This window comes from Ruegeria sp. CG11, from assembly GCF_056537245.1.
The window spans coordinates 45,425-58,871 of record NZ_JBQFRE010000002.1; the positions used below are offsets into that span (position 1 = coordinate 45,425).

The 13,447-nt window shown below is 59.7% G+C and carries 16 protein-coding genes; 12 read left to right on the forward strand and 4 right to left on the reverse strand.

The features are described from left to right. Window positions 1-18 precede the first annotated feature (18 nt). The 4 genes from ACR0KW_RS06270 to arsC are packed head-to-tail and all read left to right on the forward strand — an operon-like array spanning window position 19 to window position 2,178. Window positions 19-357, forward strand: a complete 339-nt coding sequence (locus ACR0KW_RS06270) for a DUF952 domain-containing protein (RefSeq protein ID WP_480804233.1) — start codon at window positions 19-21, stop codon at window positions 355-357. Continuing rightward, window positions 354-785 carry a DUF1330 domain-containing protein gene (locus ACR0KW_RS06275; protein ID WP_480804234.1) on the forward strand — a complete coding sequence of 144 codons (432 nt, stop codon included), beginning with the start codon at window positions 354-356 and terminating at the stop codon, window positions 783-785. The genes ACR0KW_RS06270 and ACR0KW_RS06275 overlap by 4 nt, the downstream gene beginning before the upstream one ends. Continuing rightward, on the forward strand, window positions 782-1,840 hold the full coding sequence (locus ACR0KW_RS06280) for a quinone-dependent dihydroorotate dehydrogenase (RefSeq protein WP_480804235.1): 1,059 nt from the start codon (window positions 782-784) through the stop codon (window positions 1,838-1,840). The genes ACR0KW_RS06275 and ACR0KW_RS06280 overlap by 4 nt, the downstream gene beginning before the upstream one ends. After that, entirely contained in the window at window positions 1,837-2,178 is a 342-nt protein-coding gene (gene arsC / locus ACR0KW_RS06285; protein ID WP_480804236.1) for an arsenate reductase (glutaredoxin), read from the forward strand. The genes ACR0KW_RS06280 and arsC overlap by 4 nt, the downstream gene beginning before the upstream one ends. Here the strand turns inward: arsC and ACR0KW_RS06290 are convergent. Genes ACR0KW_RS06290 through ACR0KW_RS06300 form a run of 3 tightly spaced genes read right to left on the reverse strand, consistent with a single transcriptional unit; the run spans window position 2,175 to window position 4,435 of the window. After that, entirely contained in the window at window positions 2,175-3,491 is a 1,317-nt protein-coding gene (locus tag ACR0KW_RS06290) for an MATE family efflux transporter (protein ID WP_480804237.1), read from the reverse strand. The two genes, arsC and ACR0KW_RS06290, sit on opposite strands and share 4 nt — an antisense overlap. Window positions 3,492-3,497: 6 nt before the next feature. Beyond that, window positions 3,498-4,016, reverse strand: a complete 519-nt coding sequence (locus ACR0KW_RS06295; RefSeq protein WP_480804238.1) for a PaaI family thioesterase — start codon at window positions 4,014-4,016, stop codon at window positions 3,498-3,500. Beyond that, a complete protein-coding gene (locus ACR0KW_RS06300) occupies window positions 4,016-4,435 on the reverse strand; it encodes a PaaI family thioesterase (protein ID WP_170325473.1) in 420 nt (139 codons plus the stop codon). The genes ACR0KW_RS06295 and ACR0KW_RS06300 overlap by 1 nt, the downstream gene beginning before the upstream one ends. 114 nt (window positions 4,436-4,549) lie before the next feature. Between ACR0KW_RS06300 and ACR0KW_RS06305 the strand changes: the two genes are divergently transcribed. From ACR0KW_RS06305 to ACR0KW_RS06340, 8 genes are all read left to right on the forward strand, one after another. Further along, window positions 4,550-4,918: a MerR family transcriptional regulator gene (locus ACR0KW_RS06305; RefSeq protein WP_170325474.1), complete on the forward strand. Its 369-nt coding sequence runs from the start codon at window positions 4,550-4,552 to the stop codon at window positions 4,916-4,918. 284 nt (window positions 4,919-5,202) lie between these two features. Next, on the forward strand, window positions 5,203-5,604 hold the full coding sequence (locus tag ACR0KW_RS06310; protein WP_170325475.1) for a MerR family transcriptional regulator: 402 nt from the start codon (window positions 5,203-5,205) through the stop codon (window positions 5,602-5,604). Between the two features lie 46 nt (window positions 5,605-5,650). Continuing rightward, window positions 5,651-7,432 (forward strand): acyl-CoA dehydrogenase C-terminal domain-containing protein, encoded by a 1,782-nt coding sequence (locus ACR0KW_RS06315; protein WP_480804239.1) that lies wholly within the window; start codon window positions 5,651-5,653, stop codon window positions 7,430-7,432. A gap of 53 nt (window positions 7,433-7,485) precedes the next feature. Next, window positions 7,486-7,698, forward strand: a complete 213-nt coding sequence (locus ACR0KW_RS06320; RefSeq protein ID WP_170325477.1) for a hypothetical protein — start codon at window positions 7,486-7,488, stop codon at window positions 7,696-7,698. A gap of 132 nt (window positions 7,699-7,830) precedes the next feature. Next, window positions 7,831-8,469 (forward strand): glutathione S-transferase family protein, encoded by a 639-nt coding sequence (locus tag ACR0KW_RS06325; protein ID WP_480804240.1) that lies wholly within the window; start codon window positions 7,831-7,833, stop codon window positions 8,467-8,469. Between the two features lie 11 nt (window positions 8,470-8,480). Next, window positions 8,481-9,692 (forward strand): acetyl-CoA C-acetyltransferase, encoded by a 1,212-nt coding sequence (locus ACR0KW_RS06330; protein WP_352988026.1) that lies wholly within the window; start codon window positions 8,481-8,483, stop codon window positions 9,690-9,692. Further along, window positions 9,692-10,180, forward strand: a complete 489-nt coding sequence (locus ACR0KW_RS06335; RefSeq protein WP_480804241.1) for a cupin domain-containing protein — start codon at window positions 9,692-9,694, stop codon at window positions 10,178-10,180. Before ACR0KW_RS06330 ends, ACR0KW_RS06335 begins: the two co-directional genes overlap by 1 nt. Then, entirely contained in the window at window positions 10,173-12,374 is a 2,202-nt protein-coding gene (locus ACR0KW_RS06340) for a 3-hydroxyacyl-CoA dehydrogenase NAD-binding domain-containing protein (protein ID WP_480804242.1), read from the forward strand. Before ACR0KW_RS06335 ends, ACR0KW_RS06340 begins: the two co-directional genes overlap by 8 nt. A 66-nt stretch (window positions 12,375-12,440) precedes the next feature. Here ACR0KW_RS06340 and ACR0KW_RS06345 read toward each other — a convergent pair whose 3' ends face one another. Next, window positions 12,441-13,199 carry a Hint domain-containing protein gene (locus ACR0KW_RS06345; protein WP_480804243.1) on the reverse strand — a complete coding sequence of 253 codons (759 nt, stop codon included), beginning with the start codon at window positions 13,197-13,199 and terminating at the stop codon, window positions 12,441-12,443. Window positions 13,200-13,447: the final 248 nt, after the last annotated feature.

Here is a 13,447-nt window from a genome sequence, read left to right on the forward strand (position 1 = left end):
GCGGGGCATCACCACCTCATGCTGATTTACAAGATTTTCCGGGCCGACGAATGGGCCACGTTGCAGGATCACGGTGCCTCGGACGGCGCGCCGATTGATGTGTCGGACGGATTTGTCCATTTCTCGACCGCCGAACAGGCTGCCGAAACGGCTGCCAAACATTTTGCCGGGGTTGAGGGGTTGACCCTGCTGGCCTGCGACGCGGATGTAATGGGCGACGATCTGAAATGGGAAGTGTCGCGTGGCGGCGCCCTGTTCCCGCATCTCTACCGCCAGATCCGCATGACCGATGTTGTGTGGTCCCGCCCCCTACCCTTTGATGGGCAAGCGCACCAATTCCCGGCAGAGATGGTATGACCGTATTCATCGACCCAGACCGCGCCCAGTTCGAGGCGTTCAAGGCGCTGGACCGCAACCACCCGATCGAGATGCTGAATCTGGTGAAATTCCGCGCTAAAGCAGAATACCCTGCGGGACACGAACTGGCCGAAGCCGGGCTGACCGGTGCGCAGGCCTATCGCAATTATGGCGCGGAAACCGCTCCGATCATCGAACGGCTTGGGGCGTCGATCCTGTGGCGCGGCGCGTATCAGACCACTCTGATCGGTCCGCAGGATGAGGCCTGGGATGAGGTGTTCATCGCCCGATATCCAACAGCGCATGCGTTCCTTGAGATGGTGACGGACCCGGTTTACCGGGCCGCTGTCATTCACCGGCAGGCGGCGGTTGAAACCTCGCGCCTGATCCGCTGTGCACCCACCCAAAGCGGAGAGGCTTTCGGATGAAACTAACCGAGAAACTGGGGCTTGCCGTCCTGCACAAGATGGACCCCGAAGCCGCCCATGGCATGTCGATCAAGGCGCTGAAGGCCGGGCTGGCACCGATGCCCGGGCCGGTGACGTCGCCCCGACTGAAGACCCAGGTGGCTGGTCTGAACCTGCCTAACCCGGTCGGTTTGGCCGCAGGGTTCGACAAGAACGGAGAGGTTCTGACACCTCTGTCCCGTACTGGATTCGGCTTCATCGAAGTGGGTGCCGTCACCCCGCGCCCGCAGCCCGGCAACCCCAAACCCCGCCTGTTCCGCCTGTCCGAGGACAAGGCCGCCATCAACCGCTTTGGCTTCAACAACGAGGGCATGGAGGTGATGGCAGGCCGTCTGGCCAACCGCCCAAAAAACGCGGTGATCGGCCTGAACCTTGGAGCGAACAAGGACAGTGACGATCGGCCCGGCGATTTTGCCAAAGTGCTGGCCCATTGCGCCGCACATCTGGATTTCGCCACGGTCAACGTCTCGTCCCCCAACACCGAAAAGCTGAGGGATTTGCAAGGCAAGGCGGCGCTTGGCGCGCTACTGGGTGGCGTGATTGAAACGCGCAACACGCTGTCGCGCCCGATCCCGATTTTCCTGAAAATCGCCCCCGACCTGACCGAGGCGGAATTGCAGGACATCGCCGAAGTCGCAGTTGAGACCGGCGTGGACGCGGTTATCGCCACCAACACCACTCTGTCGCGCGACGGTTTGCGTAGCGCCTACAAGGGCGAGACCGGCGGGTTGTCCGGTGCCCCGCTGTTCGAGAAATCGACCCGCGTTCTGGCCCGTCTCAGCAACCTGACCGAGGGGAAAATCCCGTTGATCGGTGTGGGTGGCATCAGCAATGCGGAACAAGCCTATGCCAAGATCTGCGCCGGGGCCTCTGCCGTGCAGTTTTACACGGCGCTGGTTTATGGCGGGATATCTCTGGCCGCTGAGATTGCACAGGGCTTGGATGAATTGTTGGCGCGGGACGGGTTCAACTCTGTCGCGCAAGCCGTTGGAAGCAAACGAGAGGATTGGCTGTGATCGCATATTGGCACAACCCGCGCTGTTCGAAATCCCGCGCTGGTTTGGCGCTGTTGGAAGAGAATGGCGCGCAGGTCGAAGTGCGCAAATACCTTGAGGATGCGCCCTCGGCAGATGAAATCCGCGCGGTGCTGGGTCAGCTGGGTATCAACGCCATCGACCTGATGCGGACAGGTGAGAAACGGTTCAAGGAACTGGGCCTGACCAAGGACACGCCCGCGGTTGACCTGATCGCTGCAATGGCCGAGAACCCGATCCTGATCGAGCGCCCCTTGGCCATTGCCGGTAACAAGGCCGCCATAGGACGTCCGCCCGAGAACCTGCTGGCGCTGCTTTAAGCCACCTGCGCCTCAAGCCGGGGGTAACGCCAGCCCAGCGTGATGCCGCGCGCGATGTTCAGAACCATCAGCGCGGCCCACAGCCCGTGATTGCCCAGCGTCGGCACCAGAATGAACAGCGCGACGATATAGATCGCGACCGACTGGATCATCGCGTTGCGCATGGCGCGGGTCCATGTGGCCCCGATATAGATGCCGTCGAACATCCAGCTCGCCACTCCGATAGCGGGGGCCAGAGCCGCCCAGATCAGGTAGTCCCGCGCGGCCTCCCGCACCTCGGGAGAAGTGGTCATAAGGTCGATCAGGGCGGGACCAGACAGATAAAACACGGCGCCCAGCGCAAGGGCTCCGCCCACGCCCCATTGCGACGCCATGATCGACGCGCGGCGGACCTGATACCGGTCGCGCGCACCCACGGCGCTGCCGACCAGAGCCTCGGCAGAGAAGGCAAAGCCGTCCAGCGCAAAGGCGGTAATCTCAAGGAATTGCAACAGCACCTGATTGGCCGCGAGGTTCACGTCGCCCAGATCAGAGCCGACAAACAGAAAGGTGGTGAACGCTCCGGTCAGCAGGACCGAACGGATCATGATATCCGTGTTCACCTGCATCATCCGCCGCAGCCGGGCCGCATCGAAAATGCGCGGCCAGTCGCGCCACTGGTTTCCGCCAAACGCATCGTGGCATAGCCACAAACCCAGCGCCAGACCGGTCCATTCGGCGATCAGCGTGGCGATGGCGACACCTTCGACGCCCCAGCCAAGCCCAAGCACGAACCAAAGGTCCAACAGGATGTTCAGCCCGTTCATCCAGACCTGCAACAGGAACACGCCGCGTGTCCGCTCGACCGCGATCAGCCAACCTGTCACCGCAAAAAGGGCAATCGTCGCTGGCGCCCCCCAGATGCGGATTTGCAGGTAATCCCGCGTCAGCGACTCGACCTCGGGGCTGGCGGGTGACAGGGCAAACGCGCCCCAGAACACCCAGATTTGAGTCAGGATAAAGAACAGCCCCGCCGCGCCGCCCAACAGCAAACCGCGCATCAAGAGCGCACCGGTTTCAGCAGTGTCCCCAGCCCCGCGCGCCTGCGCTGCCAGCCCGGTGGTCCCCATGCGCAGGAAGCCAAAGATCCAATAGATCGTCGCCAGAATAACCGCACCCATGCCCACGGCACCGATGGGGGCTGCCTGCCCCATCTGCCCGACCACGCCTGTGTCCACGGCCCCCAATATGGGCACCGTGGCATTGGACAGCACGATCGGAAACGCGATCTTCAGCACCCGTTTATGGGTGAGAGGTGCCGAGGCGGTCTGCACGGTATGTTACCCCGCTTTGGGTCTGGACTGCGGCATCAGGAAATGCCCGGTTGCCTGTGCTATCGGACGCGCGTGATTGTCCTGCCATGCCTCGACCCGGACTGACGCATAGCGCCGACCGGACCTGCTGACAAAAGCGCGGGCATAGGCATCACGCGGCAGGCCCGAACGCAGGTAATCTACCGTGAAATCTACGGTCTTGGGAAAGCGCACTGAGTCGGCCTTGAACAGCTCTTCCGCCTCAATCTCTCCGCTTTCGATCATGGGAAAGAAATACTCCCAACTCAGCGTGATGACGGCGGTGACCTCAAGGAACGCCGCCGTGACCCCGCCATGAAGCGCCGGCAACAGAGGGTTACCGATCAGCTTATCATCGAAATTAAGCACTCCGGTCAGTTCATCGCCGCGCCGGTCAAATGTGATATTCAGGAACCGGATATACGGCACCCCTTCGACAATTGCGTTCAGCGCCGCGTCGCGGCGTTGCTTGACCACCTGCATTGGTTCGGGACGGGGACGCGCCATCACAGACCCTCCACCGTAAAGGAGCCCGCGGCGGTTGCGACCGGCAAGTCCTGATTCTCGTCCATCGCCGTAGCCCGGACAAAGGCGACATTGCGGGTGATGTGATAGCAGGTGGCATGTGCGGTGATACTCTGCCCTGGTGTCGCGGCGCGCATATAATCGATCCTCAAATCAATCGTGGCAGTTCCCCCGGGTGCCGACGGGTGGCACATGACAGCCGCACCGCAGCAGGTGTCCAACGCGGCAAACACGGCGCCGCCATGGATGACTCCGGTTCTGGGGTCTCCGACCAGATCGGCGTTGTACGGCATGGAGATCGCGGCCTCACCGTCGCTTATCGTGGTCAGCTTGAGCCCCAGCGCTTTGGCGTGCGGAATCGCTTCGATGAACCGGCGCGCAATTTCTACTTTATCGACCATGTCGTGGTGCCCCCCTTGATTTCCTTCTTTATGAGCCTGTGCTTTACAAAAGAGCAAGACCGCCTGTTGCGCTTGCCACGACGACGGCCTAGTTTGCAGCCTAGGAGGCCGAGAATGACCGACAACCGTTTGTCATTAAACGAGATGTGCGAAGAGTTCGACGTAACCAAGCGCACCTTGCGTTACTACGAGTATATCGAGCTGTTGCAGCCGGAACGCGAAGGCCGCAGCCGGTATTATGGCCCCCGTGAATGCGCGCGGATGAAGCTGATCATGCGCGGACGGCTGTTTGGATTCTCGCTGGAAGAAATTCGCCAGTGGCTGTTGATCTATGAAGATCAGGGCAATCAGGCACAGATGGCCGAGTTCGTGAAACTGGCTGACCGGCAGATGCCGGAACTGCAGAAGCAGCGACAGCAGCTGGATGAGGCGATGGACGAGCTTCAGCGCTTGCGTGACCAGACTGCCAAGTCCCTGCGTTAAACCTTCTCCTATCTTCATTCTAAGCTCTCTGAAGCCCGGGCAATGCAGCCTTGGGCCCTCGGGTTATGTTTCAGCATCGGATGCCCGGCGCCCTCTCGTGGCTGAAATTCCGTTACGTCAATTCTCAAAACCCGGGCATCAGGCACCTTGACGCGAAAGGATGCTACGTCAACTTTCAATGTGACGTAGCGTTTGCATTACGTGAACGTCATCTACGTGTTGTAACGTGCGCATCGACTGCGCACCTGACTTTTATAGACGCCAGTGACGAGAGTGCTGAAACCATGACCGAAGACCTGATGACCATCCGTGAAATGTGCGAGACCTACGAGGTCACGCCGCGCACCTTGCGTTTTTACGAGGCAAAGGAACTTTTGTTTCCGATCCGCGAGGGCCAGAAACGCCTGTTCACCAAACGGGACCGGGCGCGCCTGAAACTGATCCTGCGCGGTAAGCGTTTCGGCTTCAGCCTGGAAGAGATCCGGCAACTGCTGGACCTGTACCATGTGGGTGACCAACAAAAGACCCAGATGATCCGCACGATTGAAATCGCGCGGGAACGTCTGGCCGACATGGAAGCCCGCCGCGAAGAGCTGACCCAAGCCATTGACGATCTGAAAGAGCAGTTGCGCTGGGGCGAAAAAGTCATCGCCTCGATAAACCACGAGAAAAAAGCCGCCGGCTAACTCCAGCGGCTCAATCCCCGGACATCTGAATTTAAGGGAGCTTCAAATGCCCGTCTACAACGCGCCAACCAAAGACACTCAGTTCATTCTGCACGATGTGCTGAAAGTCTCGGAATCCGACATTCCAGGCTATAGCGAGCTGGAGGCCGAATTTACCGGCGCGGTTCTGGAAGAAGCCGGCAAAGTCGCCACCAACGTTCTGCATCCGTTGAACGTGGTCGGCGACACTGAAGGATGTCGTTTGGAAAATGGCATCGTCTACACCCCTACCGGGTTCAAGGACGCCTTCGAACAGATGAAGGAAGGCGGCTGGACTGGCCTCGACATGCCGGAAGAGTATGGCGGTCAGAACATGCCCTATGTGATCGGCACCGCCGTGGGCGAGATGTTCTCGGGCGCGAACCAAGCGTTTGTCATGTATCAGGGTCTGACCCACGGCGCGGCCTCGGCCATTCTGGCGCACGGCACCGAAGAGCAGAAGAACACCTATCTGCCCAACATGGTCAGCTGCGAATGGACCGGCACCATGAACCTGACCGAACCGCATTGCGGCACCGATCTGGGCCTGATGCGCACCAAGGCGGAACCGCAGGGCGACGGCAGCTATAAGATCTCCGGTCAGAAGATCTTTATCTCGTCCGGCGATCACGACATGGCTAACAACATCATCCATCTGGTACTCGCCAAGATCCCCGGCGGTCCCGAGGGCATCAAGGGCGTGTCGCTGTTCATCGTTCCCAAGTTCATCGTGAACGAAGACGGTAGCCTGGGTGAGCGCAACGGCGTGTCGGTCGGCAAGATCGAAGAAAAGATGGGCATCCACGGCAACTCGACCTGCGTCATGAACTATGACGAAGCAACCGGCTGGCTGCTGGGCGAAGAGCACAAAGGCATGCGCGCCATGTTCACCATGATGAACGAAGCGCGTCTGGGCGTGGGGATGCAGGGCCTGTCGCAGGCCGAGGCCGCGTTCCAGAACGCCTTGGAATATGCCAAGGACCGTCTGCAGGGCCGCGACGTCACCGGCGTGAAGAACCCGGACGGCCCCGCCGATCCGCTGATCGTGCATCCGGATATTCGCCGTAATCTGATGGATCAGAAAAGCTTCACCGAAGGCGCGCGCGCGTTCATCCTGTGGGGCGCGACCATGATCGACAAAGCGCACCGCTCGGGCGACAAGGACGCGGACGGGCTGATCTCATTGCTGACTCCGGTCATCAAGGGCTTCTTGACCGATCAGGGTTATGACATGACCGTTCAGGCGCAGCAGGTCTATGGCGGTCACGGCTACATCGAAGAATGGGGCATGTCGCAATACACCCGCGACGCCCGTATCGCGATGATCTACGAAGGTGCGAACGGCGTGCAGGCGCTGGACCTTGTCGGTCGCAAGCTGGCGCAGGATGGCGGCAAGCACGTCATGGCCTTCTTCGACATGGTCAAAACTTTCTGCAAGGAAAACAGCGGCAAGGACGAAGCCTATGACAAGGCCTTCATCGAACCGCTGAAAGCCGCGTCGAAAGACCTGCAGGCCGCTGGCATGTACTTCATGCAAGAAGGCATGAAGAACCCGAACAATGCCCTGTCCGGTTCCTATGACTTCATGCACATGTTCGGCCATGTCTGCCTGGGCCTGATGTGGGCGCAGATGGCCAAGGCCGCGCAAGACGCGCTGGACGGTGGGGCCTCGGATAAAGAGTTCTACGAGACCAAGATCAACACCGGTCGCTTCTACATGGCCCGCCGCCTGCCCGCCACGGCGCTGCATCTGTCGCGCATCCAGACCGGCGCGGATACGGTCATGGCGTTGGAGGCCGCGAACTTCTGATCAATCTCCGGTTCCGGGGTTCAACCCCGGAGCCGGTTTTCGGAGGAGACACTATGCCAAAACGTTTTCGCCTGACCCGACGCTTTCCCGTCGCCATGACCGAGGATGGCTACCGCAAGCTCAGGGCTTTTGCCCGTGAGGCCGGGTTGGACGAAGGTGAAGCGCTGTCTTTTTTGTTCGAGAACTTCAACAGCGTCACAGATGAGGGAAAGCTGACGCGCCGACTGCGCGAATTCAATTCCGAGCTTGAGGCCCGCAAACGCTGACGGGTTCATTCACACACGCTTTGGGCGTGCGTGTTTTCAGAAAGATGAACTGCAGATCGCAGCCAAAGGTTCACCTTTCTCGAAATACGCGAATTGCAGCACGGCACCATGCGCCACGGGAGGGGCGAACGTATGACCATCAAACTTCACTGTTTCGGCGAGAGTGGGAACTCGTACAAAGCCGCACTGGCATTGGAAATGTCCGGGCTGGATTGGGAGCCGGTCTTCGTCGATTTCTTCAATGGTGTTACGCGCAGCCCTGAGTTCCGCTCGGAAGTCAACGTGATGGGCGAAGCGCCCTTCTTGATCGATGGTGATTTTCAAACCTCCCAGTCCGGTGCCATTCAGGCCTACGTCACCGAGAAATCTGGCAAGTTTGGCGGCAAGACACGGGAAGAGAATTACGACATTTTGCGCTGGGTTCTGTGGGACAACCACAAGCTCAGCTCGATGGCGGGGTTGACCCGCTTTCTGATCAACTTCCTGCCTGAAAAGCACCGTAACCCGGATGTGATCGCCTTTAACCAAGGGCGCCTCAAGGCAGCATACGAGGTCCTCAACGCCCACCTGGATGGGCGTGACTGGATCGTCGGCGATGGCGTGACCAACGCCGATCTCAGCTGCTGCGGCTATCTTTATTACCCTGAACCATTCGGCTTTGACCGCGCCGACTGGCCCCATATCGACGCCTGGCTGACTCGCCTGTCCGAACAGCCCGGCTGGAAACACCCATATGACCTGATGCCCGGCAAACCGTCGGATCGAGCTTAAGGAGAAGACCCATGACCGAAGCTTATATTTATGACGCCCTGCGCACCCCGCGCGGCAAGGGCCGTAAGGATGGCAGCCTGCACGAGGTAACCTCGGTGCGCCTGTCCGCCCTGACCCTGAACGCGATGAAAGAGCGTAACAATCTGGAAGGTCACGCCGTTGAGGACGTGATCTGGGGCAACGTCACACAGGTGATGGAGCAAGGCGGCTGTCTGGCGCGTTCGGCGGTTCTGGCCTCGGATCTGGATCAGTCGATCCCCGGTCTGGCGATCAACCGTTTCTGCGCCTCGGGTATGGAGGCCGTGAACCTGGCGGCAAACCAAGTCAAGGGCGGGGCTGGCGAGGCCTACATCGCAGGCGGTGTCGAGATGATGGGTCGTGTGGCCATGGGCAGCGACGGTGCCGCGATCGCCGTTGATCCGACGCTGGCGATGGACACCTATTTCGTGCCGCAGGGTATCTCGGCCGATATCATCGCCACCGAGTATGGCTTCAGCCGTGACGACGCCGATGCGCTGGCGGTTGAATCGCAGAGACGCGCGGCAGAGGCATGGGAAGACAACCGGTTCGAAAAATCGGTCATCACCATCAAGGATCAGAATGGCCTGACCATTCTGGACCGCGACGAATACATGCGCCCCGGCACCGACATGCAGAGCCTTGGGTCGCTGAACCCGTCCTTCGCGATGATGGGCGAGCAGATGCCCGGCTTCGACAAGGTGGCAATGTTGAAATATCCGCATCTTGAGCGGATCAACCACATCCACCACGCGGGCAACAGCTCTGGCATTGTGGACGGTGCCGCCGCTGTTCTGATCGGCAACAAGGAATTTGGTGAGAAATACGGCCTGAAGCCGCGCGCCCGCATCAAGGCAACCGCCAAGATCGGCACCGACCCGACCATCATGCTGACCGGCCCGGTTCCGGTGACCGAGAAGATCCTTGCCGACAACGGCATGAAGATCAGCGATCTGGACTTGTTCGAAGTGAACGAAGCCTTTGCCTCGGTCGTGTTGCGGTTCCAGCAAGCGTTCGACGTCGATCCTGCGCTGGTAAACGTCAACGGCGGCTCGATCGCGATGGGTCACCCGCTGGGTGCGACCGGAGCGATGATCATCGGCACGCTGCTGGATGAGCTTGAGCGTCAGGACAAGGAAACCGGTCTGGCCACGCTTTGCATCGCGTCCGGCATGGGTGCCGCAACTATTATCGAGCGGGTCTGATGCCCAAGCTGGATCTCTCTCAGATCCCGTTCAAAGGGGGCTCGTCCTATCCCGGCAAGCTGGCCGAGGCGACTGCGGGTCGTTTCGTCCAGCGCGTGGGCGACGCAGGCGGGCTGACGCAGTACGGGGTCAATATCGTGCGGCTGGAACCGCAGGGCATGTCTTCGCTGCGCCACTACCACATGGAGCAGGACGAGTTTGCCATCATGTTGTCAGGCACATGCGTGCTGATCGATGACGATGGTGAGTATGAGATGCTGCCCGGTGACTGCGCCGCCTGGCCCGCAGGTGAGGCCAATGGCCACCACCTTGTGAACAAAACCGATGCGCCCGCGACCTTTCTGGTAGTGGGCACACGGACCCCGACCGAGACCGGCTATTACAGCGACATAGACATGATGGTGAAGGATGCCGAGAACGGATTCGCCTTCACCCGCAAGGATGGCAGCCCGCTGACGGCTGACCAGATTGGAGATGACAATGACTGATTTCACTCTGAGCAAAGACGCGGACGGCGTCGCCTTCGTGACCTGGGATGCCCAAGGCAAATCCATGAACGTCCTGACCCGCGAGGCCTTTCAGGAGGTCAGCCAACTGATCGATCAGGCCCTGAACGATGATGAGATCAAAGGCATCGTCATCACCTCGGGCAAAGAAGGCTCATTCGCTGGCGGTATGGACCTGAACACGCTGGCCACCATCCGTCAGGAGGCAGGAGACGAACCAGCGCAAGCGCTGTTTGATTTCGTCATGGGCGGCCACCACATCCTGCGCAAGATGGAATTGGCGGGCATGGACCCCAAGACCAAGAAGGGCGGCAAACCGATCGCCTGCGCCATCAACGGCACCTGCGCCGGGATCGGGACCGAGATCGCGCTGGCCTGTCACCACCGCGTCATGACTTCGAACCCCAAGGCCAAGATCGGTCTGCCCGAAATCATGCTGGGTATTTTCCCCGGCGGCGGTGGCACCATGCGTTTCAGCCGTATGGTTGGCGCGATGGCTGCGGCCCCGGTCCTGCTGGAAGGCAAGATGATGGACCCGGCCAAGGCCAAGGGCGCGCAGTTGATTGACGCTGTGTCGGACGATCCGGTCGCAGCAGCCAAAGAATGGGTTCTGAACGCCAAGGACGCTGATCTGGTCAAACCTTGGGACGCCAAGGGCTACAAGATGCCCGGCGGAGCCCCCTATCACCCTGCCGGTTTCATGACCTTCGTCGGCGCCAATGCGATGGTGAACGGCAAAACCCAAGGTGCCTTCCCCGCGGCTAAGGCTCTGCTGAGCTCGATCTACGAAGGGGCGCTGGTCGACTTTGACACCGCTCTGAAAATCGAAGCACGCTGGTTTACCAATGTTCTGATGAACCCATCCTCATCGGCGATGATCCGGTCGCTGTTCCTGAATAAGGAAGCGCTGGAGAAAGGTGCCGTCCGTCCGAAAGATGTGCCCGATCAGCGCGTCAAAAAGGTCGGCGTGCTGGGCGCAGGCATGATGGGTGCCGGTATCGCTCTGGTCTCAGCCCAGGCCGGGATGGAGGTTGTTCTGGTCGACCGTGATCAGGAAGCAGCCGACAAGGGTAAAGCCTATACCGAAAACTACATGGACAAGGGCATCAAGCGCGGCAAAGCCACGCCTGAGAAGAAAGAGGCCATTCTGGCCCGCATCACCGCAACCCCGGACCTGGATCACCTGAAGGGCTGCGATCTGATCATCGAGGCTGTATTCGAAGACCCCGGTGTCAAGGCCGAGATGACCAAGAAGGTCGAGGCGATCATCCCCGAGGATTGCATCTTTGCCTCGAACACCTCGACCCTGCCGATCACCGATCTGGCCAAAGCCTCGGCTCGGCCCGAACAGTTCATTGGCATCCACTTCTTCTCACCCGTTGAGAAGATGTTCCTGGTCGAAATCATCAAGGGCAAGGAAACCGGTGATCGTGCGGTCGCCAAGGCGTTGGACTATGTCCGTCAGATCCGCAAAACGCCGATTGTAGTCAACGATGCGCGCTTCTTCTACGCCAACCGCTGCATCATCCCGTACATCAACGAAGGTGTTCGGATGATCGCCGAAGGTGTGAACCCTGTGCTGATCGACAATGCCGCGCGCCAATTGGGCTTCCCGGTGGGGCCGATCCAGCTGACCGACGAGACCTCGATTGATCTGGGTGCCAAGATCGCACGTGCAACCAAGGCGGCGATGGGCGATGCCTACCCGGAAAGCCCCTCGGATGATCTGATCTTCTGGATGGAGGAACAGGGGCGTCTGGGTCGCAAGGCCAATGCGGGCTTCTTCGACTATGACGACAAGGGCAAGCGTGTCGAATATTGGAAAGGTCTGCAGGAGAAATACCCGCATGCCGAAGACCAACCTGACCTGATCGAGGTGCAGGAGCGTCTGATGTTCGCACAGGTTCTGGAAGCGGTCCGCGCACTGGAGGAAGGTGTGCTGGAAGACATCCGCGAAGGCGACGTGGGCGCGATCCTTGGCTGGGGCTTTGCGCCGTGGTCGGGTGGCCCGCTCAGCTGGCTGGACATCATCGGCACGCCCTATGCCGCCGAGCGTTGCGACCAACTGACCGAGGCCTATGGCGAACGCTTCGCCTGCCCGCTGCTGCTGCGTGAGATGGCCGAAAAGGGCCAGAGCTTCTACGGTCGCTTCGCACCCAAAGCCAAGGCTGCCTAAACAAAAAACGCTGGCGCATGCCCCCCATGCGCCAGCGTCACCTTGTAGTTTCAGATAGTTCCCCGTTCAGATCATCATCACAGGCCGACCCGGCCGCCCGGGCCGACGCGCGCCCCTGACCGGCCTAACCGGAACAATGGGATGATCAAAGACAGGTGCGGGAACCGAGCCCAGCGAATTTGCCAGAACTCCGATATCGCCACGTCTTGTCGTCAGATAAATCAAATCCGCAGCGGCCTCACCCGCGACGACCTCATACGACGCACCACCATTGATGCCGCCAGATCCAAATCGGCCCGCCGGGCAAAAGGCCCGAAATCCGCCTTCGATATAGATCACCTCATCCTGATCGAAAAACAGCGTGCTGATGTCGAAACAGGACGCTGGCACATCCGAGGTGATCCGGAACATACCGCTCAGCAATCTGGCGGAAACAATCGGCATACTGACGGGCAATGTGATCGGATCATGGTTCAACTTGGTGTTGTCCAGTGCGACGCCCTGCTCGGGCATTAACCAGACCGGACGGCCGTTGTAGGCCGCGTTTGATGGCACCCGGATCGGCATGTTTTCGGCATTGATTTCGCCGGGCGGCACCATGATGCAATCTGTCGCAACGCGACTTACCGGTCTGAAACCATTATCCAATGTTCGAACGAAATCACCGGCCCGCAACTCTTCGACCAGCTTCCATCCGGCCTTTGTTGCAACTTTAGTTCCATGTACCAGCCCACCGCGGCGCGCGTTCAGCGCAGCCTGTGGCTCTGCGCCCCCTTGGTATTCGGACCTTTCCGCAAAATCTATTATACTCTCTACCTTCAACAAGTACCCGCCCACCTATTACACACAACAACTAAGATTCATGCGTATCACAGGATTTAGCAGCGGGACTTATTTTTGACACATTGCGGCCCAATTTGGACCATTTCGGGCCCGCCAAGCATCCAAACCATAAACAACGTTAAAAATGTTAATGGCATTGAGCTCAATCTGGAAACTATGTTCCGCAAGGTGGATCAATAGCTTACCCGAATCTGGCGATGTCCTCGGCACAGGCATTGGCAAAGCCTGCG

Excerpts from the sequence above, each read along its gene's own strand:
- ACR0KW_RS06280 (WP_480804235.1), top strand. The coding sequence starts at position 782 with ATGAAACTAACCGAGAAACTGGGGCTTGCCGTCCTGCACAAGATGGAC.
- ACR0KW_RS06300 (WP_170325473.1), bottom strand. The coding sequence starts at position 4,435 with ATGGTCGATAAAGTAGAAATTGCGCGCCGGTTCATCGAAGCGATTCCG.
- ACR0KW_RS06275 (WP_480804234.1), top strand. The coding sequence starts at position 354 with ATGACCGTATTCATCGACCCAGACCGCGCCCAGTTCGAGGCGTTCAAG.
- ACR0KW_RS06320 (WP_170325477.1), top strand. The coding sequence starts at position 7,486 with ATGCCAAAACGTTTTCGCCTGACCCGACGCTTTCCCGTCGCCATGACC.
- ACR0KW_RS06295 (WP_480804238.1), bottom strand. The coding sequence starts at position 4,016 with ATGGCGCGTCCCCGTCCCGAACCAATGCAGGTGGTCAAGCAACGCCGC.
- ACR0KW_RS06310 (WP_170325475.1), top strand. The coding sequence starts at position 5,203 with ATGACCGAAGACCTGATGACCATCCGTGAAATGTGCGAGACCTACGAG.
- ACR0KW_RS06340 (WP_480804242.1), top strand. The coding sequence starts at position 10,173 with ATGACTGATTTCACTCTGAGCAAAGACGCGGACGGCGTCGCCTTCGTG.
- ACR0KW_RS06315 (WP_480804239.1), top strand. The coding sequence starts at position 5,651 with ATGCCCGTCTACAACGCGCCAACCAAAGACACTCAGTTCATTCTGCAC.
- ACR0KW_RS06270 (WP_480804233.1), top strand. The coding sequence starts at position 19 with ATGCTGATTTACAAGATTTTCCGGGCCGACGAATGGGCCACGTTGCAG.
- ACR0KW_RS06325 (WP_480804240.1), top strand. The coding sequence starts at position 7,831 with ATGACCATCAAACTTCACTGTTTCGGCGAGAGTGGGAACTCGTACAAA.
- ACR0KW_RS06305 (WP_170325474.1), top strand. The coding sequence starts at position 4,550 with ATGACCGACAACCGTTTGTCATTAAACGAGATGTGCGAAGAGTTCGAC.
- ACR0KW_RS06330 (WP_352988026.1), top strand. The coding sequence starts at position 8,481 with ATGACCGAAGCTTATATTTATGACGCCCTGCGCACCCCGCGCGGCAAG.
- ACR0KW_RS06335 (WP_480804241.1), top strand. The coding sequence starts at position 9,692 with ATGCCCAAGCTGGATCTCTCTCAGATCCCGTTCAAAGGGGGCTCGTCC.